The sequence below is a fragment of the Rhizobium acaciae genome (assembly GCF_025941625.1).
In the GTDB taxonomy this organism is placed as follows: Bacteria; Pseudomonadota; Alphaproteobacteria; order Rhizobiales; family Rhizobiaceae; genus Rhizobium; species Rhizobium acaciae.
Genome location: NZ_JAPCZO010000039.1, coordinates 1 through 19,913, shown reverse-complemented (window position 1 = coordinate 19,913; position 19,913 = coordinate 1). Strand labels below are relative to the sequence as shown.

At 61.7% G+C, this 19,913-nt stretch carries 19 protein-coding genes; 12 read left to right on the top strand and 7 right to left on the bottom strand.

The annotated features are described in order from the left end of the window. Positions 1–94 precede the first annotated feature (94 nt). From OLZ32_RS36525 to queF, 6 genes are all read left to right on the top strand, one after another. Positions 95–2,347, top strand: a complete 2,253-nt coding sequence (locus OLZ32_RS36525; RefSeq protein ID WP_264399852.1) for a TonB-dependent hemoglobin/transferrin/lactoferrin family receptor — start codon at positions 95–97, stop codon at positions 2,345–2,347. Positions 2,348–2,610: 263 nt separating this feature from the next. After that, positions 2,611–4,800 (top strand): anthranilate synthase, encoded by a 2,190-nt coding sequence (locus tag OLZ32_RS36520; RefSeq protein WP_003541832.1) that lies wholly within the window; start codon positions 2,611–2,613, stop codon positions 4,798–4,800. A gap of 121 nt (positions 4,801–4,921) precedes the next feature. Then, a complete protein-coding gene (locus OLZ32_RS36515; protein WP_003541831.1) occupies positions 4,922–5,161 on the top strand; it encodes a hypothetical protein in 240 nt (79 codons plus the stop codon). 15 nt (positions 5,162–5,176) lie between these two features. Further along, the gene (locus OLZ32_RS36510; RefSeq protein ID WP_003541828.1) at positions 5,177–5,848 is read left to right on the top strand and encodes a DUF2161 domain-containing phosphodiesterase; all 672 of its coding nucleotides are present in this window, start codon (positions 5,177–5,179) and stop codon (positions 5,846–5,848) included. Positions 5,849–6,001: 153 nt separating this feature from the next. Next, positions 6,002–6,916 carry a CDF family cation efflux transporter EmfA gene (gene emfA / locus OLZ32_RS36505; RefSeq protein ID WP_264399851.1) on the top strand — a complete coding sequence of 305 codons (915 nt, stop codon included), beginning with the start codon at positions 6,002–6,004 and terminating at the stop codon, positions 6,914–6,916. Then, a complete protein-coding gene (queF, locus tag OLZ32_RS36500; protein ID WP_003541825.1) occupies positions 6,916–7,380 on the top strand; it encodes a preQ(1) synthase in 465 nt (154 codons plus the stop codon). Before emfA ends, queF begins: the two co-directional genes overlap by 1 nt. Positions 7,381–7,571: 191 nt before the next feature. On the opposite strand, the gene OLZ32_RS36495 is transcribed toward queF, so the two are convergent. Beyond that, complete coding sequence (locus tag OLZ32_RS36495) at positions 7,572–8,369, bottom strand: DUF2076 domain-containing protein (protein ID WP_264399850.1); 798 nt, start codon at positions 8,367–8,369, stop codon at positions 7,572–7,574. Between the two features lie 230 nt (positions 8,370–8,599). Between OLZ32_RS36495 and OLZ32_RS36490 the strand changes: the two genes are divergently transcribed. The 3 genes from OLZ32_RS36490 to leuA all read left to right on the top strand — a co-directional run bounded on the left by OLZ32_RS36490 (position 8,600) and on the right by leuA (position 12,760). Next, positions 8,600–9,184, top strand: coding sequence for an ATP-dependent Clp protease proteolytic subunit (locus tag OLZ32_RS36490; protein WP_003541822.1), 585 nt, complete (start codon positions 8,600–8,602; stop codon positions 9,182–9,184). A gap of 165 nt (positions 9,185–9,349) precedes the next feature. Then, complete coding sequence (locus OLZ32_RS36485) at positions 9,350–10,579, top strand: benzoate/H(+) symporter BenE family transporter (protein ID WP_264399849.1); 1,230 nt, start codon at positions 9,350–9,352, stop codon at positions 10,577–10,579. A 429-nt stretch (positions 10,580–11,008) separates the two neighbouring features. Continuing rightward, positions 11,009–12,760 carry a 2-isopropylmalate synthase gene (leuA, locus tag OLZ32_RS36480; RefSeq protein WP_264399848.1) on the top strand — a complete coding sequence of 584 codons (1,752 nt, stop codon included), beginning with the start codon at positions 11,009–11,011 and terminating at the stop codon, positions 12,758–12,760. Between the two features lie 90 nt (positions 12,761–12,850). Here the strand turns inward: leuA and OLZ32_RS36475 are convergent, their stop codons facing one another. Next, positions 12,851–13,360, bottom strand: a complete 510-nt coding sequence (locus OLZ32_RS36475; protein WP_264399847.1) for a winged helix-turn-helix transcriptional regulator — start codon at positions 13,358–13,360, stop codon at positions 12,851–12,853. Positions 13,361–13,365: 5 nt separating this feature from the next. On the opposite strand from OLZ32_RS36475, the gene OLZ32_RS36470 reads away from it, so the two are divergent. Continuing rightward, positions 13,366–14,346 (top strand): quinone oxidoreductase family protein, encoded by a 981-nt coding sequence (locus OLZ32_RS36470; RefSeq protein ID WP_264399846.1) that lies wholly within the window; start codon positions 13,366–13,368, stop codon positions 14,344–14,346. Between the two features lie 57 nt (positions 14,347–14,403). On the opposite strand, the gene OLZ32_RS36465 is transcribed toward OLZ32_RS36470, so the two are convergent. The 4 genes from OLZ32_RS36465 to OLZ32_RS36450 form a co-directional block, all read right to left on the bottom strand. Continuing rightward, positions 14,404–15,249 (bottom strand): anti-sigma factor family protein, encoded by an 846-nt coding sequence (locus OLZ32_RS36465; protein WP_029873262.1) that lies wholly within the window; start codon positions 15,247–15,249, stop codon positions 14,404–14,406. A gap of 2 nt (positions 15,250–15,251) precedes the next feature. Continuing rightward, positions 15,252–15,761 (bottom strand): RNA polymerase sigma factor, encoded by a 510-nt coding sequence (locus tag OLZ32_RS36460; protein WP_003541801.1) that lies wholly within the window; start codon positions 15,759–15,761, stop codon positions 15,252–15,254. Between the two features lie 187 nt (positions 15,762–15,948). Next, entirely contained in the window at positions 15,949–16,509 is a 561-nt protein-coding gene (locus OLZ32_RS36455) for a tetratricopeptide repeat protein (protein ID WP_003541800.1), read from the bottom strand. A gap of 159 nt (positions 16,510–16,668) precedes the next feature. Then, on the bottom strand, positions 16,669–17,577 hold the full coding sequence (locus OLZ32_RS36450) for a metallophosphoesterase family protein (RefSeq protein WP_032986394.1): 909 nt from the start codon (positions 17,575–17,577) through the stop codon (positions 16,669–16,671). A gap of 73 nt (positions 17,578–17,650) precedes the next feature. Between OLZ32_RS36450 and OLZ32_RS36445 the strand changes: the two genes are divergently transcribed. Further along, positions 17,651–18,127 carry an NUDIX domain-containing protein gene (locus OLZ32_RS36445; RefSeq protein ID WP_003541797.1) on the top strand — a complete coding sequence of 159 codons (477 nt, stop codon included), beginning with the start codon at positions 17,651–17,653 and terminating at the stop codon, positions 18,125–18,127. A gap of 6 nt (positions 18,128–18,133) precedes the next feature. Here OLZ32_RS36445 and OLZ32_RS36440 read toward each other — a convergent pair whose 3' ends face one another. Beyond that, positions 18,134–19,120, bottom strand: a complete 987-nt coding sequence (locus tag OLZ32_RS36440) for a glutathione S-transferase family protein (RefSeq protein WP_264399845.1) — start codon at positions 19,118–19,120, stop codon at positions 18,134–18,136. A gap of 194 nt (positions 19,121–19,314) precedes the next feature. Between OLZ32_RS36440 and OLZ32_RS36435 the strand changes: the two genes are divergently transcribed. After that, complete coding sequence (locus OLZ32_RS36435) at positions 19,315–19,878, top strand: GNAT family N-acetyltransferase (RefSeq protein ID WP_003541792.1); 564 nt, start codon at positions 19,315–19,317, stop codon at positions 19,876–19,878. Positions 19,879–19,913 lie beyond the last annotated feature (35 nt).

The window sequence follows — 19,913 nt, the reverse complement described above, 5'->3', positions numbered from 1 at the left end:
TGCTCCGCCTTCATCCGTAAAAGCCCAGCCAGCCCCTCGAGCGTGCGACACGCCACGACCAGCCAGCCCGGTAATCATCATTAGAGGGTAGGTTATGATCGTCCGGCATTGGCGTTCGGTTCTATTGGTCTGCACGGCAGCCACAGTTGTTCTTCCTGTTTCGCAGTCTTTCGCGCAAAGCGCTACGGCAGCCACGCCGCAAGTCACGGCGGAGGACAGCACCGTCCTGCAGAAGATCGTCGTCAAGGGCAAACGCGCGGCGCCCGGCAGCGTCGCCGACACGCCGGTTTCGACCGAGATTACCGACAAGAAGCTCGATGAGAAACAGGTCACCAATATCGAGGACCTCGGGCGCAGCGTCGATCCGGGCATTAACGCCTCACGTGGCGATGCCGGCATCAATCTGCGCGGCCTCTCCGGCCCGCGCATCCTGACCATCGTCGACGGCATTCCGATCCCCTATCTCTCGAACAGTTCACGCCAGGGGGCCTTCGCGCCGGCCAACGCCAACGGCGGCGGCGACACCTTCGATTTCAATTCGCTGTCGTCGCTCGATATTGTGCGCGGCGCGGATTCGAGCCGGGGCGGCTCGGGCATGCTCGGCGGCGCCATCGTCGTCAACACGCTGGAGCCGGAGGATCTCATTCCGGAAGGCCGCGACTGGGGTGCGATCGTCAAGTCGACCTATGACAGCGAAGACCGCAGCATTTCCGGATCGGCCGCCGCTGCCAAGAAGATCGGCAACACGTCGATCCTCTTTCAGGGCGGCTACCGCAAGGGCCATGAACGCGACAATATGGGCGACAACGACAGCTACGGTCGTTACCGCACCGAGTCGGATCCTGCCGATTTCGACCAGCACAACCTGCTTTTCAAGCTCCGCCAGGAATTCGAGGGCGGCCACCGCCTCGGCCTGACGGCCGAACGGTTCCGTCGCGATCTCCAGACCGACAAAAGAGATCTGCAGGGGACCGGGCGCACCTATATGATCGACAATTATGATGCCCGTGAGCTGAACGACCGCGACCGCGTTTCCCTCGATTATGATTATGAAGCCACATCGTCTGACGCTTTCTTCACCTCCGCCCGCGCGGTACTCTATTGGCAGGACCTGAAGAAGGAATCGGGCACGAACGGCCGCACGGCGGCCAATGTCGCCTATGGCCGTAACAACGAGATCGAAAATAAGACCTGGGGCTTCAACGGCACCGTCACCAAGGATTTCGAATATTCGAACGTCCGCCATTCGGTGAAGGCAACGCTCGAAGCGACGACGTCGGACTGGACCCAGTACAGCTCCGCGCTATGCCCGACGCCGACGACATGCCCTTCGCTCAACAACCAGTCGGAAGTTCCCGACGTCGAGAGCAAGACGATCGGCCTGTCGATCGAAGACAAGATCGAGTTCGGCGATACGAATTTTGCGTTGACGCCAGGCATTCGTTTCGACTGGTTCAGCTATGATCCGTCAACGAGCGGCGGGTTCGCCAGCAATCCGGCGCTTGCCAAGTTCGGCACGCTGTCCGACCGCAGCGATCAGCACGTTTCGCCGAAGGTGCTCGCCACCTACGAATTGACACTCGATGTGCAGCTCTACACCCAGCTGTCGTCGGCCTTCCGCGCACCGACTGTCGATGAGCTCTACAGCCGCTTCTACAATGCGGGTGGCAACTATGCCCAGCTCGGCAACCCTGACCTGAAGCCAGAAACTGGCTATGGGGTCGAGATGGGCGCCAATTTCGACACGGGTGATTTCAACGGCCGTCTGGCGGTCTTCCACAACCGGTATCACAACTTCATCGAAACGGTGACGAGCGTCAACGCGACCACTGGCATCACGGAGTTCAACTATACCAACGTCAGCAGTGTGACGATCTCCGGTATCGAAGCGAGCGCCGACAAGACGTTCAACAACGGCATCAACCTGCATGCCGCACTCGCCTATGCCTACGGCAGGAACGAGGAAACTGCCCAGCGCCTGCGATCGGTGGCACCGTTCAAGGCGATCATCGGCGGCGGCTGGAGCAACGAGAATTTCGGCTTCGATCTTTCTTCGACGCTTTCGGCGGGCATGCTCACCGACCATCTCGATACGCCTGTCACCAACACCGCCGACACGACCTTCGATGCGCCCGGCTATGCGATCGTCGACCTGACCGGCTGGTGGACGCCGGTCCAGGTGCCGGGCCTGCGCGTGCAGGCAGGCGTTTACAACATCTTCGACCAGGAATATTTCAACGCGCTCGCCGTGCGCGATGTCAACCTGATCTCGACGGCGTCACAGCCGCGCGATTGGTATTCCGAGCCCGGTCGTACTTTCAAGGTCTCGCTGACCAAGACCTTCTGATCTTGATCACGCTTCAAGGCTGGGGAGGGGCGGCTTTCGGGCCGCCCTTTTTCAATCCCGCATTCGCCTCTTGCGCAATCGCTGATCTCAGGCTAACAATTTTTCATGATCAAGTCCTTGAACATTGCTGTTTGGTGGTGGGTTCGCTAAGGCGGCCTCGACCAATCGTGTCCAAAGACGACGAGTGAGCCGCCCGAAACTTCGAGGCGGCTTTTTTGTTTTGTGGCCGCCTGTCGTCCGGGCCCCGATAACGGAGTGGAACAATGGTAACGATCCTGCGGGATGATGGTGCGGAAATCTACGAGACCAAGGGTGGTATTACCGTCACGCGGCAGCGGCGGGCGATCCCCTACGGCGATGCGGTCTCTTCCTATGTCGACAAGCTCGACGAGCGCCGCGGCGCGGTGTTTTCGTCGAACTACGAATATCCGGGCCGCTATACGCGCTGGGATACCGCTGTCGTCGATCCGCCGCTCGGCATCTCTTCCTTTGGGCGCGACGTTTGGATCGAAGCCTATAATGAACGCGGCGAGGTGATCCTCGGCTTCGTGACCGAGCGGCTGAAGACAGTGTCCGACATCGTGCTCGGCGCTTCCTCGGCCCGCCGCCTCGACCTCACCGTCAAGACGCCGGACCGGGTGTTCACCGAGGAAGAACGCTCGAAGATGCCGACGGTCTTCACCGTGCTGCGCGCCGTCACCGACCTGTTTTATTCGCAGGCGGATGCAAGCCTCGGGTTCTACGGCGCCTTTGGATACGACATCGCCTTCCAGTTCGACGCGATCGATCTGAAGCTGACGCGACCCTCCGACCAGCGCGACATGGTGCTCTACCTGCCGGACGAGATCCTCGTCGTCGACAACTACGCCGCCAAGGCCTGGGTCGACCGTTACGACTTCGAAAAAGGCGGCGTGACGACCGAGGGCAAAGCGGGCGATATCGCTGCCGAGCCGTTCGTACGCACCGATGCCATTCCGCCGAAGAGCGATCACCGGCCGGGCGAATATGCCGAGCTCGTGACCAAGGCAAAGGAAAGTTTCCGCAAGGGCGACCTTTTCGAAGTCGTGCCCGGGCAGAAATTCATGGAGCGCTGCGACAGCAAGCCGTCCGACATTTCAAAGCGGCTGAAGGCGATCAATCCGTCGCCTTATTCCTTCTTCATCAATCTCGGCCATCAGGAGTATCTGGTCGGCGCCTCGCCCGAAATGTTCGTGCGCGTTTCCGGCCGTCGCATCGAGACCTGCCCGATTTCGGGCACGATCAAGCGCGGCGACGACCCGATCGCCGACAGCGAGCAGATCCTGAAGCTCCTGAATTCCAAGAAGGACGAGTCCGAGCTCACCATGTGCTCTGATGTCGACCGCAACGACAAAAGCCGGGTCTGCGAGCCGGGTTCGGTCAAGGTGATCGGCCGCCGGCAGATCGAGATGTATTCGCGCCTCATCCACACGGTCGACCATATCGAAGGGCGGCTGCGCGACGACATGGACGCCTTCGACGGTTTCCTCAGCCACGCCTGGGCCGTCACCGTCACCGGCGCCCCGAAGCTCTGGGCGATGCGCTTCATCGAGAGCCATGAAAAGAGCCCACGCGCATGGTATGGCGGGGCGATCGGCATGGTCGGCTTCAACGGCGACATGAACACCGGCCTGACGCTGCGCACCGTGCGCATCAAAGACGGTATCGCCGAGGTGCGCGCCGGTGCGACGCTGCTCAACGATTCCATTCCTGACGAAGAAGAAGCCGAAACAGAACTGAAGGCCTCAGCCATGCTTTCCGCCATCCGAGACGCCAAGACGGGCAATTCCGGCAGAGTCCAGCGCGACGTTGCGAGCGTCGGCAAGGGCGTCAGCATCCTGCTCGTCGATCACGAAGACAGCTTCGTCCACACGCTCGCCAATTACTTCCGCCAGACGGGGGCGACGGTTTCGACCGTGCGTACGCCGGTGCCGGAGGAAATCTTCGACCGGCTGAACCCGGACCTTGTCGTGCTGTCGCCCGGACCCGGAACCCCCAAGGATTTCGACTGCAAGGCGACGATCAAGAAGGCGCGGGCGCGCAACCTGCCGATCTTCGGTGTCTGCCTTGGACTGCAGGCGCTGGCCGAAGCCTATGGCGGGGAACTGCGCCATCTGGCGCTGCCGATGCACGGCAAGCCCTCGCGCATCCGCGTGCTGGAGCCTGGCATCGTCTTCTCCGGCCTTGCCAAGGAGGTGACGGTCGGCCGCTACCACTCGATCTTCGCCGATCCCTCGACGCTGCCGCGTGAGTTCATCATCACGGCGGAAAGCGACGACGGCACGATCATGGGCATCGAACACGCCAAGGAACCGATCGCCGCGGTGCAGTTCCATCCGGAGTCGATCATGACGCTCGGTGGCGACGCCGGGATGCGGATGATCGAAAATGTCGTGGCGCATCTGGCGCGCAAGGTGAAGACGAAGGCCGCCTGACCGCAATTTCGCCTGGCCCTTCCTGCTGTGGGAAGGGCCAGTCAATAGGCCGTCGGGCCGCGACTTGACTTCTTCCGGCAAATCAGAACATTTCAGGAACGACCAATTGGAGCCTGTCGCCGTGGCCAATGCTGAAAAGTTCATCGTTCTCCCTTATCGCAAGAACCGCGGCAATCTCGTGCCCGGCGAAATGCGCCAGGCATCGAACTCCGTCAGCGCGGAAAAGATTGCCTCGGCGATGTCGGAGCGTTTCGTCGGCGTGGCGGCTTATGCGGTGATCGTCGACGAGGAAACCGGCGATATGTCGTCGCCGCGATTGCTTGCACGATATGGCGAGATTGCCGATCTCAACGCCGCCTGAGGCGCGGTTTTCAATATGGAGACATCGCTCTACCTGCCGGTCAAAGCTTTCCTGGAGGCGGCGGGTTATGTCGTGAAGGGTGAGGTCGGCGGGTGCGATCTCGTGGGCCTCAGCGATGCCGAGCCGCCGGTCGTGGTGGTTTGCGAACTCAAGCTCTCCTTCAACCTCGAACTGCTTCTCCAGGTGGTCGACCGCGCGGCGATGAGCGATGAGGTCTGGATCGCGGCCCGCGTCTCCGCCAAGGGTCGAGGGCGGGAGACCGACAAACGCTATCGCGATCTCTGCCGCAGGCTCGGCATCGGCATGCTCGGCGTCTCCGATGCCGGCGAGGTCAGCATCATCGTCAGTTCCGTCTCTCCGATGCCGCGCACCAATCCCAAGCGGCGGACGCGCCTCGTCAAGGAGCATCAGCGCCGCCACGGCGATCCCGCCGTCGGCGGCAGCACGCGGGCGCCAATCATGACCGCCTATCGTCAGCAGGTGCTGCTCTGCGCCGCCGCAATCGAGCGTGGGGTCGGACGGCCGCGGGATATGAAGGCTCAGGTGCCCAATGCCGGCCGAATCCTGCTCGACAACGTCTACGGATGGTTCGAACGCAAGGAGAAGGGCGTCTACGCCCTGACGCCTGCAGGGCAGGCGGCACTCTTGCGCTGGCCGCAGACTATTCTCTCCGAGTCTGCTCCTTGAGCACGCGGAAGGGGAACCTCATTGCCCTTTGACAAATCCGCCGTCTTCCCCCATATCACCATCAACTGAACCGCCTGCGCGATATTCGCGTGGGCGGTTTTGCGTTTCAACGGCTTGAATTCTGCAATTCATTCGCAACCGCAGGGGAACGATATGAGTGATAACGGCGATCTTACGGTCCGCAAGCTGGCGATGTGGGGCATCCCGCTGTCGCTCGGCGTCATGGGACTGAAGATGGTGGCCTGGTGGGTCACTGGGTCGGTGGCGCTGCTGTCGGACGGACTCGAATCGTCGGTCAACGTCGTTGCCGCCTTCATCGCCTTCTTCGTCATTCGCTATGCGCAGAAGCCGGCCGATCACGACCACCCCTTCGGTCATCACAAGGCGGAATATCTGTCTGCCGTCACCGAGGGCGTGCTGATCGTCGTCGCTGCCCTGCTGATCGTCAACGAGGCGGTTGGTTATCTCGCCGAGCCACGCATGCTGGATGCACCCGTGCTCGGCCTTGCGATCAACTTCGCGGCCGGTGTCATCAATGCGATCTGGGCGCGGTTGCTGATCCGGACTGGACGCAGACATCGCTCGGCAGCACTGACGGCGGATGGGCAGCATATCATGTCCGATGTCGTGACCTCCGTCGGCGTGCTCGTCGGCCTGCTGCTGGCGCTGGCAACGGGATATGCGATCTTCGACCCGGTGCTTGCCATTCTCGTTGCCGTCAACATTCTCTATCAGGGCTGGAGGGTGATCTCGCAATCGATTGGCGGGCTGATGGACCAGGCGGTCGAACCGCAGGAGGAGGAAGCGATCAAACAGGCGATTGCCAGCCACGCAGAGGGCTCGATCGGCGTGCATGACCTGAAAACGAGGCGGGCGGGCACCGTCACCTTCATCGATTTCCACATGGTGGTGCCCGGCGGGATGTCGGTGCGGCAGGCGCATGATATATGCGACCGCCTTGAGGATGCCATCAGGGCGGTGCACGAGGGCGCCACTATCGCAATTCATGTGGAGCCGGAGGGCGAAAAGGCTCACGGCATCCGCGTCAAAGTCGTCAAGGAGGCCTAATGCCGAATACCGATGTTTCCAGCCTGTCGATGCTGGGTCAGCAGACCGAAACCGCGCAATCGCCGGAGGAGGCAGTGCTTGAGAAAGTGCCGTCCAACCATGCCGGCACCGATTACGTCGTGCGCTTCACCGCGCCGGAATTCACCTCGCTCTGCCCGATGACCGGGCAACCGGATTTCGCCCATATCGTCATCGACTACATTCCGGGCGAATGGCTGGTGGAATCGAAGTCGCTGAAGCTCTTCCTGCATTCCTTCCGCAATCACGGCGCTTTCCACGAGGATTGCTCGATCTACATCGCCAAGCGCATCGTCGAGCTGCTCGATCCCAGATGGCTCAGGATCGGCGCCTACTGGTATCCGCGCGGCGGCATTCCGATCGACGTCTTCTGGCAGACGGGCAAGCCGCCGGAAGGCGTGTGGCTGCCGGAACAGGGCGTTGCCACCTACCGCGGCCGTGGGTGAGCTGCGTTCGGGCGCAGCCCGAGCAATCGATCCTTCTTTCATCGCAATTCCGGACGAAAAACCGCTGGGCACTTTTTCTGGAATTGCTCTCAATCGATCGCAGCGGCGAGCGCCCTGAGCTTGGAGCGAAGGGCCGGGCGACGGTGCGGCAAGGTAAAACCAACCGCCGTCCTTTCGTTGGCCCTCAAACTTTACACGTCCGTGACATCGTCGCTGGACGAGTCGTCGACATAGTCATCGTCATCGTTGCTGTCGTCGTAATCAGCCTGCTGGATATTGTCGTTGTCCTTGTCGTCTGACGCGGTATCAGCGGCCTGGCGGGTGTCGTCATTGCCGTAATAGTTGTTGATGACGGTTTCTTCGGTGGGCGCACTGGCATTGCCGAAGGGATTGGCGCCGAAGGGCGAGCCCCAGCCGAGCGAGGACATGTGGTTGCCGAAGATACCGCTCAGCGAATTGGCAAGCAGCATGCCACCGGCAACACCCGCCGCCGTGCCGAGCGCGCCGCGCAGGAAGCTGCCGCCGGCCGACGGCGCATAGGCCTGCTGGCTCCAGGGGCCGGTCGGCTGCTGCTGGGGCTGGCGGACTTCGCGCTCGTAGCCGCGGGGATCGTCATAACCGCGGGACTGCTGGCCCCAGGGGCCAGGATTGGAGGGGCCAGGATTCGAGGGAACTGGGGCCGGCTGCTGCGCCTGGGTATTGCCGAAAATCGAGCTCAGGAAACCGCCGCCCTGTTCGGCCTGGCGGTGTTCGCTCTCGCCGGCTTCCAGCTGGCGGACATGCTCTTCGAGTTGCTTGATGTGGTTGGCAGCCGCCTCCAGTCCCTTTTCCTGAACGATGACGGCCTGGGCCAGATAATAGGTGGCGGAGGGCTGTTCGCGTGTCGCCTGGTCGATCAGGGCTTCGGCCTCGCGGTCGCGCGGCGTGGCCGCGGCGCTGCGTACGCGGTCGAAGAGGGCGGTCAGCAATTGGCGTTCTTCGGGTGACATGTCCTGTCTCCTAATGATCTGATGCGGTATTTGCCGCGTGAGGTTGAGGTAGGAACCGATTTAGGCTTTTCAAAGCCTTTCGCCGTTACATTTCGGTAAGGCTTGCAGAACGGCGTGCGGCTTCTTAAGGATATCTCCATCGCTTCGGTGCCTTGTGTTTTTCCCGCATTGTTTTAGGCATTGAGTCGCACTATGTGCGAGGAACCCGAATTCATCTCCAAGAGGTTCGAATGAACGACGAAGACCAGGACGACAAGACGAAGGAACTGCCGCTCGGCAAGGAAACGGAGGCGAATCTTTTCAAGTCGCGTTCGATCTTCATCTACGGACCGATCAATCAGGAATTGGCGCAGAAGGTCTGCTCGCAGCTCGTGGCGCTTGCCGCGGCCAGCGACGAGGACATCCGCATCTATGTCAATTCGCCCGGCGGCCACGTCGAATCCGGCGATTCCATTCATGACATGATCAAGTTCATCAAGCCGAAGGTCTGGATGATCGGCACCGGTTGGGTCGCCTCCGCCGGCGCACTGATCTATGTCGCCACTCCGAAGGAGCGGCGCCTGTGCCTGCCGAACACGCGCTTCCTGCTGCATCAGCCCTCCGGCGGCACGCGCGGCATGGCATCCGACATCGAAATCCAGGCGCGCGAGATCATCAAGATGAACGAGCGCCTGAACAGGATCATGGCAGCGGCCACCGGCCAGCCGCTCGACAAGATCGACAAGGATACGGATCGCGACTACTGGCTTTCGGCCGAAGAAGCGAAGGACTATGGCCTCGTTTCACGGATCGTGACGTCGCAGGCCGATATCTGAGCTTTCCCAGCCAAAACTGCCAAGAACCCGCCCTTGCCTGCCGATCGCAGGCGAGGGCGTTTTGTATTCGGATAATAATGCTTGAACGGAGATGGGTTCCTATCGACAAGGTCTGAACGGAAAGCACTGAATCCGGACTTGCGCCTGCGGCAACCATCATGCTCCATGCGCCATTCGCGCAGCTCGAGTCCCGCCATGCTCAAAGATTTTTCCGTCCAAGCCCTGTTCATGGGGCTGCTGACCGCCTTCGTCGGTTCCGCCAGCTCCTTCGCCGTTGTGCTGCACGGGCTGCAGGCGGTCGGCGCCACGGATGTACAGGCGGCTTCCGGGCTGATGGCATTGTCGATTTCCATGGGCGTCTGCGCGATCGTGCTGAGTGCCGTGACCCGATTGCCGGTCAGCATCGCCTGGTCGACACCGGGCGCGGCACTGCTGGCAAGCACCGGGGCGATCGAGGGCGGCTTCAATGCTGCGGTCGGGGCATTCCTGATCTGTGCTGCGCTGATTATCGTTGCGGGACTGTTCAAGCCGCTCGGGCGAGCGGTTGCTGCCATTCCCGCACCACTCGCCAATGCGATGCTCGCCGGCGTGCTGATCGGCCTCTGCTTCGCGCCGGTGAAGGCGATCGGCTTCAATCCGCTGTTCGGCCTGCCGATCGTCGTCGCCTGGATCGTCGTCGGCGCCTTCAAGCGGCTTTGGGCGGTGCCGGCAGCACTCGCGGCCTTCGTGCTGGTGCTCGCCTTCGGTGTCGATATCCCTGACGGTGCGCTGGGTTCGCTGGAACAATCACTGGTGCCGACGGCGGAGATCGTCCGGCCGGTGTTCAATCTTGCCGGCCTCATCTCGATCGCGTTGCCGCTCTTCATCGTCACCATGGCCTCGCAGAACATTCCGGGTATCGCAGTGCTGAAGGTCAACCACTACGATCCAAAGCCCGGTCCGCTCTTTGCCGTCACCGGCTTCTTCTCGCTGCTGTCGGCGCCGTTCGGCGGCCACGCCGTCAATCTGGCGGCCATCACCGCGGCGATGTGCGCCGGGCAGGATGCCCATGCCGATCCGAAGCGGCGCTATTGGGCGTCCCTGATCGCCGGCGTCGGTTATATCATCCTCGCGCTGCTCGCCGGCGCGGTGACGGCCTTCGTCGCCCTTGCGCCCTCCATCCTGATCGAGGCGGTGGCGGGCCTGGCGCTGGTCGGCGCCTTCTCGTCCTCGGCGATGTCGGCCTTCCAGGCGCCGGACTCACGTGAGGCGGCGGCAATCACCTTCCTCGTCACCGCCTCAGGCGTTTCCTTCGGCGGTATTTCCGGCGCCTTCTGGGGTCTGATCGCGGGTGGGCTGATGCTGGCGCTGTCGCGGTTGGTGAAGATTTGGAAAGATCGAGATCAGTCGAGGTAACGGAAGGTTGTTGTGCTCTCCAAATGGCGGATCCTGGCGCTTTCAGGCAACTCCGCCGGCAATATGCTGGCAGCTCGTCGACCGTTGGCGACGACCAAAAGCCGGGCAAGGACTTGCCAGCTTTACCGTGCGAGGTTATAAGCACGGTCATGAAGACCACTGGCGCCAGAATTTCTGACACGATTGCACGCGGCCGCATCGCCCTGCGTGACAATACGCGCGCCCTGACCTCGCTTCTTCTCCTCGGCCTTACGCGCGGTTGCCGGGTCCTTTGAGGAGCGCCCGGCGGCCGAAAGCCCGCCCGGCCATCGCTCCTCGCGACTCACTTTCAAAATTGACCTAACGACCGACAAGGTCCGCATTTGTTTATCGCCAAGCCCGACGTGATCGGCTAAGAGCGGGCAAATGCCGGGACGAGGAGACGATACGATGGACGCGAAGACGCAATCCCCCCGAGATAAGATGGCCTCCAAGAGCGAGATGAGCCCCGCAAAAGGCATGCCCGACGCCGCGGCGAAATACCGCGCTTATCCGCAGGTGAACATTCCCGACCGCACATGGCCGACAAAGACCATTACCAAGGCACCGGTCTGGTGCTCGGTCGACCTGCGCGACGGCAACCAGGCGCTCGTCGACCCGATGGGCCACGATCGCAAGGCGCGCATGTTCCATCTGCTGATCGAGATGGGCTTCAAGGAAATCGAAATCGGTTTCCCCTCGGCTTCGCAGACCGATTTCGACTTTGCCCGCTGGTGCGTGGAGGAGGGCAATGTTCCCGACGACGTCTCCCTGCAGGTGTTGGTGCAGTGCCGCCCGGAACTCATCACCCGCACCTTCGAAGCACTGGAAGGCGCAAACCGGCCGATTGTGCACTTCTACAACTCCACCAGTGAGTTGCAGCGCCGCGTCGTCTTCGCCAAGGATGTGCAGGGCATCAAGCAGATCGCCGTCGATGCCGCCAAGATGATCACCGATATGGCCACGAAGGCTGGCGGCGGTTACCGTTTCGAATATTCCCCGGAGAGCTTTACCGGCACGGAACTCGATGTGGCGCTGGAGATCTGCAACGCCGTCATCGAGGTCGTCAAGCCGACGCCCGACAACAAGCTGATCATCAACCTGCCGTCCACCGTCGAGATGGCGACGCCGAACGTCTATGCCGACCAGATCGAATGGATGTGCCGCAACCTCGACAATCGCGAGAACCTGATCGTTTCGCTGCATCCGCATAACGACCGCGGCACCGGCATTGCCGCTGCGGAACTGGCACTGCTGGCAGGGGCCGACCGCGTCGAAGGCACGCTGTTCGGCAATGGCGAGCGTACCGGCAATGTCGACATGGTGACGATGGCGCTGAACATGTTCACGCAAGGCGTCGATCCCGAGATCGACTGCTCGAATATCGAGCGCATCAAGGAAGTGTTCGAATATTCGAACCAGATGGCGATCGGCGAGCGTCATCCCTATGTCGGCGAGCTGGTCTATACGGCCTTTTCCGGTTCGCATCAGGATGCGATCAACAAGGGTATGAAGGCAGCGCAGGTCGCCAATCATCCGGTCTGGGAAGTCCCGTACCTGCCGATCGATCCGCGCGATGTCGGTCGTTCCTACGAGGCGATCATCCGCATCAACTCTCAGTCCGGCAAGGGCGGCATCGCCTATATCCTGCAGCAGGATTACGGGCTGAATCTGCCGCGCAACCTGCAAGTGGAGTTCCGCGAGGATATCCAGCGCATCACCGACGTAGAGGGCAAGGAGCTTCCGTCCCGGCGCATCTACGATCGCTTCATCGAGCGCTACGTGACACAGCCGGAAGGGCGCCTGCGCTTCATCGATCATCACACCTATCCCGACACTGAGCACAAGGGTCAGCGGATCGTCGCAGCCGAGATCACCGACAATGGGGAGATCAAGCGCATCGAAGGGCGCGGCAACGGCCCGATCGACGGCTTCATCAATGCGCTGTCGCATTATCTCGGCATCGAGATGTCGGTCGAGGACTATTCCGAGCATTCGCTCCAACATGGCTCGAACGCGGCGGCGATCTCCTATGTCGAGACCTCCTATCCCGGCGGCAAACTCTTCGGCGCCGGCATCAATACCAACATCGTCGCGGCATCGCTGGAAGCGATCGTCTCGGCCGCCAACCGCGTGCTCGACGTGAAGGCTGGAAAGGCCTGATTTCGGAAGGCCTCAGGCCGCGACCGCTCTACCGCATAATTCCTTAATCGGAATCGACTTAAGGGAAAAATTATGCAGCAATTCAAAGTGTTACAGCGTCCTATGCGCGTCTGAAAAGACGCGCGGCGCTGGAGCGCGGCGCGGCCTGACGATGCAGTCGGCAATCTCGCCGGCTTCATTTCGCGCTTCTGCGTGGCGCTGGCCCCATTGGCAGAGCGCCAGCAGCACCGGTTCGAGACCAAGGCCGAGTTCAGTCGCGCTGTATTCGACGCGGGCGGGGACCCCGGCAAAGACTTGTCGGGCGACCAGTCCGTGCTCCTCCATCTCGCGCAGCTGCTGGATCAGCACCTTCTGGGTAATGGCGGGCATCATCCGCTTCAGCTCCGAAAGACGCTTCGGGCCTGAGAAGACGTAATAGAGGATTATGGGCTTCCAGCGTCCTGAGATCACCTTCAGCGCACGCTCGACCGGCAGCTCGGGGAGTCTTTTCATCGGCTCAGCCATGGTCACCTCCTGGTGGGTATGGCACGAAAGAGTGTGTATTTTTATCTGATAGTCTATTGCTAAACCTGCCCCACGCCAATCAGACGTGAGGTTCATCTGCCATGAAAGCCGTCCAATTCACTCGCTTCGGTCCGCCCGATGTTCTCGAGGTCGTGGAACTGCCGGTCCCCGAGCCGGGGCCGGTTGAGGTTCTCGTCCGCGTCCATGCGGCGGGTGTCAACTTCTTCGAGGTGTTGATGCGGGCCGACCGTTACGCCGTAACGCCCGATCTGCCGATGTTTCCCGGTGTCGAGGTCGCGGGTACGATCGAGCGAGCAGGGCCTGGTGCCGACCGCTCGCTCATTGGCATGCGGGTTGCCGTTCCTCTCTTTGCGATCGGGCGCGGTTCGGGCGGCTATGCCGAATTCGTCGCGGTCGACAGCGGGGCGGTGATGCAGCTGCCGGATGCGGTTTCGTTCGAGGCGGCTGCCGGGCTGATGGTGCAAGGGTTGACGGCGTTGCATCTGCTGCGCCGCAGTCCCGCGAAAGGCAAGAATGTTCTCGTGAGTGCGGCAGCGGGCGGTGTCGGGTCACTGCTGGTGCAGCTTGCAAGACGCCAAGGGGCGAAGATGGTGATCGCGGCGGCGAGCAGTGACGAGAAGAGGGCGCTTTCCCTGTCTCTCGGCGCCGATCATGCGGTCGATTATACGGCGCCTGGCTGGCAGGAGAACGTCAAAAGGCTGACCGGAGGGCTCGGCGCGGATATCATCTATGAAACCGTCGGCGGCGCGTTTTCAAGGGCGGCACTCGATGCGCTGGCGCCTTGCGGCGAGCTGGTGCTGGCGGCGATGGGGCGGTTCGGGCTTGAGGCGGCCGATGTCGAGCACATGCTTGACCACAATCAGTCAATCAAGGGATTTTCGCTGTTGCCGCTGCTGACGCTTCAGGGGGTGCAGGAGGATGTTGCCGAACTCTTCGAGCTTGCCGCGGCGGATGCCCTGACGGTTATCGACGGTGGTCGTTTCCCACTGCATCAAGCGGCGGAAGCGCATCGCGCCATCGAGGGGCGGCGGGCGGTCGGCAAGGTGGTGCTGGTACCTTAAATCAAAGAAGGCGACGCACGATGTCGTGCGATACCGCTCGGCATCATGCTCCGGCAATCAGATCGCGGTGGCGATCTCCATGGCGAGTTGGCCGAGCGTTGCTTCGGCGGAGGGGCCGGCAAGCACATAGGAGGTGCCGGCATTGTGCCAGGTCACGAGGCCGATCTCGTCCTTGATCGTTTCCTTGAAGTCGTCGGTCTCCGGCGGCTGCGCGTCTTTGCGGAAACAAATGGAGATGATGTCGCCGTCGGAATTAGAATAGACGAGCTGTCCGACAGGGCGGCTATCGCCAAGGATGACGCGCGCGCCCTGGAAGGTCCAGGCTTCGGCGCTCAGATCCGGCACGCGAAAGGGCACGCCGATCGCCGTCGTCAGCCAGCTGGAGATTTCCTCGGCCTGCGAGGCGGGCACTTCGACGAGATGACGGGGCTGGCGGATCAGCAGGCGCTGATAGGCGGTGACGTCGCCCAGCCAGTCGCTGGTATTGGCCGGTGCCGTATTGGTGGTCGCCGTGCTGGCAATCTCGTCGGCATCCGGCGCGGTGCCGACGAAATAGCCGATACCACAGCCGACGACAAAGAGGATGAGGGCGGCGGCCAGCGCCTGCGGGCCGCTCGGCGCCAGTTTCACTTGCGGGCGCGTGGCGCGCTGGGCGATCGGCGTTTTCGGCGGCTGCGTGCTCTTGATCGAGCGGACGAGGGCGAGCGGCACCGGCTCCTTCAGGATATCGTCGAGGCGGCGGCGGCCGAAATCAGCCCCGTGGCGCAGCTTCTCATGCAGCCGGCGTGCATTCTCGTCGCTTGCCAGACGCTGCTCCAGTTCGTGCCGCTGTTCGGGCGAGACTTCGCCGTCGAGAAGGGCGGTGAGCTGGGCTTCGAGCGGCAATTTCCTAAGATCGAGCAAATTCAGAACCTGTGGATCGGGTGGGTGCCGGCAAGCCCGGCGAAATGCAGCCTCGCGGTCGCGAGCTGCGAGACGACGTTTGCCACCGGAATACCCATGATGTCGGCCGCCTGCTGGTAGCTATGGCCTTCGACGTCGACCAGCAGGAACATGCTGGAAACGCCATCCGGCATATCGGAAATCATGTGATGGATGGTGTCGGGATCGACCGCGGCCGAACGTTCGCGCGCGGCCTCGCGAATATCGGTGACGTTGCCGCGGACGGAAGCCTTCGGCTTGCGCTTTCGGTTGTCGTCGGTCCATTGCTGGCGGGCAAGCGTGTAGATCCAGCTTTCCAGCCGGCCTTCGCCGCTCCATTGATGACCTTTGGAGATGGCGCGTTGACAGACGGCCTGAACGAGTTCATCGGCCACGGCAACCTCACCCGCGAGCGTGATCGCGAAGCGGCGAAGGCGGGGCAGGAGGCCGACGAGATCACGCCGGAGATCGATGGTCGTTGCGGGCTGACGCATTGTCTATCCAAGAAGCATTCACAATGGTTTCGCGGACGAAGGGTTCGCCGTCGGGCGCGAAACCGACTTTATCGACGCCGTCGATGCATGCGCTTTATGAAACAAGTCTCCTGCACTTCGCAAGCATCCGGTCGTCTTCATCCCTCTTTCCCAAGGGATTTTCGTATTGTGGCCTGCAAAGCTTGCGTCAATATGTCTTGTAGCCGTTCAAGCTTTGCAGCAGGGAGCGATAGGCCCAGGTGCCTTCGCCGCCGCGATCACGGATTTCGACAAGCTGGACGCGAGCACCCTGGATGTCTCCCTGTTCCACCAGCGCCATGCCCATATAGGAGCGGGCGAGGATATAATTCTCATCCGCCTGCAGCGCCTTGCGGTAGTAGGACATGCCGAGCTCCATGCGGCCGGCCTTGCGGTTGGCGTAGCCGAGATAGTTCAGGACGCGCGGGTCGTTCTGGTTGCGAGCGAGATTGAGCACCGTGATGGCGTTCTCATACTGGCCAGCATAGGCAAATTCGCGGGCGAACTGATAGAGATCGTCGTCGTTGAAGCTGCTCTTCTTCGGGGTGACACATTCCTTCTTGGCCTTGTCCCAGACCTTGCCGCCAGTGCAGGTCTTGGTCGTTTGGGTCTTGGGCGGCGGATTGGTATCATCGTTGCTGTCGCCGGCCGCGAAAGCGGCCGTGGCGATGCCGAAGGCAAAGCCGGCGGCGAGCGAAAGTCTGGACAGGTGGCGGAAAGAAGAAGTCATCGGCGCGCTCCGTTCTCAGGCAATGCAGTTGTTCGGATTGTACGCTTACCACTAAAAATACCAAGAGGGTAAGCAACCTCCATGGCAAATGTTGCGGCGGCGGCCGGCCGTCCTCGCGGATCGGTTCAAGTGCTGCACAAAAAGAGTCCGGAAGTGGAGCTAACGCGCGAAAATATCGGCGCTTTCCGGCATCACCGCGTCGCCGGCCCTGTTGAGGCTGAAGCGCTCGCCGCTGAGCTCCCAGGCACCGGGTGAGCCGTCGATGGAGAAGAGGTTGTAGGCGGCGGGCGGCTTGATGCTGCCCGGTCCCTGCGAGGCAGAGGCGATGCCGACGACCGGCACTGGCTGCATCTGGCCGCGCAGCCAATGCAGCGTGTTCAGGTGCGTATGGCCGTGCAGCACGAGTTCGGCGCCACCCGTCGAAATCACGGCGGCGAAGCGGCGGATGCCGATCATCCGTTTGTAGAAGGCCGTGGCGCCGCGGATCGGCGGGTGATGGATCATAACGACGCGGAAGAGACCGGCTTCGCCAGCCGCACGCAGTATGTTGACAGTATCGCGGGCCTGTCGCGCGCCGAAAAAGCCCGAGGCGGCGAAGGGAGGGGTGGCAACGGCCGTCGAACAGCCGACAATCGCGACTTTGCCGCGGACGCGCAGATAGGGGAAGATATGGCGGTCGTCCGGCCATTGCGGCGGCGCGAGATCGCCGCGGACATAATCGTACCAGGCGCGCATCGTCTTCTCATAGGCGCCTGGCACATAGGCGTCATGATTGCCGGGAACGACTGACGTGTTCGCTGGATCGCCGAGCGCGCGCAGCCATGCAGCGGCGGCGCGAATTTCAATGCCGCTCGCCAGATTGACGAGGTCGCCGGTGACGGCCACGTGATCGGCCTGATGGGCGCGGATGTCGTCGAGCAGCAGATCCAATGTGCTGCCGAAAAGGTGCTTGCGTCGATTTCGATGCCAGTTCACAAAGCCGGTTATGCGTTTTGAAAACAGCTCCTGAATGGAAAGACTGGGCAACGGCCCGAGGTGGACGTCGGAGATATGCGCGAGCTTGAACATGTTACGAGACATAGACCAGCTTATTGACAAATCAAACACATCGGGCGCGATGAATAGCTGAAACGGAGCGATAGTGGATAAAGAGAACCGGCCCCTCTACATGAGGCTGGCGTTGCGCCTGCTGCATGTCTATTTCAGTTTCGTCCGCAGCATGACCATGGGCGTGCGTGCCGCCTGTTTCGATGCAGACGGACGCATCTTTCTCGTGCGCCACAGCTATGTCGGCGGCTGGCATATGCCGGGTGGCGGCCTGGAGCGCAACGAGACGGTCGAGGAAGCGCTTGTCAAGGAATTGCGCGAGGAGGGCAACCTCAGGATCATCGGCAAGCCGCAGTTGATCCAGGTCTACTTCAATACCACGACCACGAGGCGTGACCATGTCGTCTTCTACCGGGCGACCGTCGAGCAGACGGCGCCGCGGCCGCCGGACTGGGAGATATCCGACAGCGGCTTCTTTTCCCTCGACGACTTGCCCGAGGGCACCACCAAGGCGACACACCGTCGTCTCGCAGAGCTTCGCGGCGAGCAGGAGCCCGATCACCGCTGGTAAGAAGTATCAGGCGGCATTTAGCCTGGCGCGGCCATGCGGGCTGTCGAGATCGAGCGCCGGGCCGACGGGAACGATGCCGGTCGGATTGATCGTCTTGTGGCTGCGGTAATAATGCTGCTTGATGTGGTATAGGTTCACCGTCTCGGCCACGCCTGCCGTCTGGTAGAGGTCCCTGAGATAGCCGGGCAGGTTGCGGTAATCGGCGATGCGGCGGATGTTGCACTTGAAATGGCCGACATAGACGGCGTCGAAGCGCACCAGTGTGGTGAACAGGCGCCAGTCGGCCTCGGTCTGACGGTCGCCGAAGAGGTAACGGCCCTTGCCGAGGCGTTCGTCGAGCAAGTCGAGTGTTTCGAACAATGTGCCGACGTTTTCGGCATAGGCTTCCTGGGTGGTGGCAAAGCCCGCCTTGTAGACGCCGTTGTTGACGGTGTCGTAGACGGTGGCGTTCAGCGCATCGATTTCGGAGCGAAGGTCCTCGGGATAGAAATCGGCTGTCGAGCCGGTCAGCCCGTCGAAGGCACCGTTGAACATGCGGATGATCTCGGCGGATTCGTTGTTGACGATCGTGCCGGTCTTCTTGTCCCAGAGCACGGGAACGGTGACGCGGCCGGAATAGTGCGGATCGGCCCTGACATAGACCTGCCAAAGCGCGGACGCGCCGAAGAGGTGATCGCCGGTGGCGCCGTCGCCGACCTTGAACTCCCAGCCGTTCTCGACCATCAGCGGATCGACGACGGAGACCGAGATCAGTTCCTCGAGCTTCTTCAGCTTGCGGAAGATCAGCGTGCGATGCGCCCAGGGGCAGGCGAGCGAGACATACAGATGATAACGCCCGGCCTCGGCCTTGAAGCCGCCGCTGCCGGAGGGAGCGGCCTCACCGTCCGATGTCACCCAGTGGCGGAACTGCGAGGGCTGCCGCTTGAAATGGCCCTTGCTCTCCTTCGTGTCGTACCAGACGTCATGCCAGACGCCGTCCACCAGCATTCCCATGATCTTCAATCCCTTGATTGCGTGTTGGAACGGAAGATATCGCAGATGGCAGGGCTTTACAGGCGGCAAAGATTGAACAGTGCGTCACGCCGTGCATTTTGCGTTGGACGGCGGAATTTTTTCCTGCTATCGGCCTTTTCACGATTTTCGGACCCCTGCTTGATGTTCATTTCCAGAAACCCGCGACGACGCTGATGCTCCCGAACGCCCAAGGCGTGTTCGAGACCCATCAATCTGTCCATCCGGTTTCTGTCATCATGTACAAGCACGATCTCGTCTACCTCACTGAAGACGCGTCTCATGACGCCGCCATCGAACACATCAACGAAGAAGCCTTCGGTCCCGGCCGTTTCACGCGCGCTGCCGCGCGCATCCGTGAGCAGGGGCCGCATGATCTGTCGCTTTCCTTCATCTGCACCGATAATGGTGAGACGATCGCCTCCGTGCGCATGACGCCGGTGCTGGCCGGTACGGTGAAGGGACATCTGCTCGGCCCGCTCGCCGTCCGCCCCTCCCACAAGAACAAGGGCATCGGCCGGGAACTGGTGCGGATTGCGGTAGAGGCGGCAAGACGCAAGGGCTCGGAAGCCGTCATCCTCGTCGGCGACCCACCCTATTACGGCCCGCTCGGCTTCGAGAAGGTCGCCTATAACGCGCTGTCTTTTCCAGGCCCGGTCGATCCGGGCCGTGTGCTCGTCGTTCCGATCGCCGAGGGCGTGCACGCGCGGCTGAAGGGTACAATCGCCTGGCGCGAATGATTTAGAGCGCCGTGCGTGCTTTCGGAAAGCACGAT

Excerpts from the sequence above, each read along its gene's own strand:
- OLZ32_RS36520 (WP_003541832.1), top strand. The coding sequence starts at position 2,611 with ATGGTAACGATCCTGCGGGATGATGGTGCGGAAATCTACGAGACCAAG.
- OLZ32_RS36490 (WP_003541822.1), top strand. The coding sequence starts at position 8,600 with ATGAACGACGAAGACCAGGACGACAAGACGAAGGAACTGCCGCTCGGC.
- OLZ32_RS36470 (WP_264399846.1), top strand. The coding sequence starts at position 13,366 with ATGAAAGCCGTCCAATTCACTCGCTTCGGTCCGCCCGATGTTCTCGAG.
- OLZ32_RS36440 (WP_264399845.1), bottom strand. The coding sequence starts at position 19,120 with ATGGGAATGCTGGTGGACGGCGTCTGGCATGACGTCTGGTACGACACG.
- OLZ32_RS36450 (WP_032986394.1), bottom strand. The coding sequence starts at position 17,577 with ATGTTCAAGCTCGCGCATATCTCCGACGTCCACCTCGGGCCGTTGCCC.
- OLZ32_RS36525 (WP_264399852.1), top strand. The coding sequence starts at position 95 with ATGATCGTCCGGCATTGGCGTTCGGTTCTATTGGTCTGCACGGCAGCC.
- leuA (WP_264399848.1), top strand. The coding sequence starts at position 11,009 with ATGGACGCGAAGACGCAATCCCCCCGAGATAAGATGGCCTCCAAGAGC.
- queF (WP_003541825.1), top strand. The coding sequence starts at position 6,916 with ATGCCGAATACCGATGTTTCCAGCCTGTCGATGCTGGGTCAGCAGACC.
- OLZ32_RS36495 (WP_264399850.1), bottom strand. The coding sequence starts at position 8,369 with ATGTCACCCGAAGAACGCCAATTGCTGACCGCCCTCTTCGACCGCGTA.
- OLZ32_RS36455 (WP_003541800.1), bottom strand. The coding sequence starts at position 16,509 with ATGACTTCTTCTTTCCGCCACCTGTCCAGACTTTCGCTCGCCGCCGGC.
- OLZ32_RS36475 (WP_264399847.1), bottom strand. The coding sequence starts at position 13,360 with ATGAACCTCACGTCTGATTGGCGTGGGGCAGGTTTAGCAATAGACTAT.
- OLZ32_RS36460 (WP_003541801.1), bottom strand. The coding sequence starts at position 15,761 with ATGCGTCAGCCCGCAACGACCATCGATCTCCGGCGTGATCTCGTCGGC.
- OLZ32_RS36435 (WP_003541792.1), top strand. The coding sequence starts at position 19,315 with ATGCTCCCGAACGCCCAAGGCGTGTTCGAGACCCATCAATCTGTCCAT.
- OLZ32_RS36510 (WP_003541828.1), top strand. The coding sequence starts at position 5,177 with ATGGAGACATCGCTCTACCTGCCGGTCAAAGCTTTCCTGGAGGCGGCG.
- emfA (WP_264399851.1), top strand. The coding sequence starts at position 6,002 with ATGAGTGATAACGGCGATCTTACGGTCCGCAAGCTGGCGATGTGGGGC.
- OLZ32_RS36485 (WP_264399849.1), top strand. The coding sequence starts at position 9,350 with ATGCGCCATTCGCGCAGCTCGAGTCCCGCCATGCTCAAAGATTTTTCC.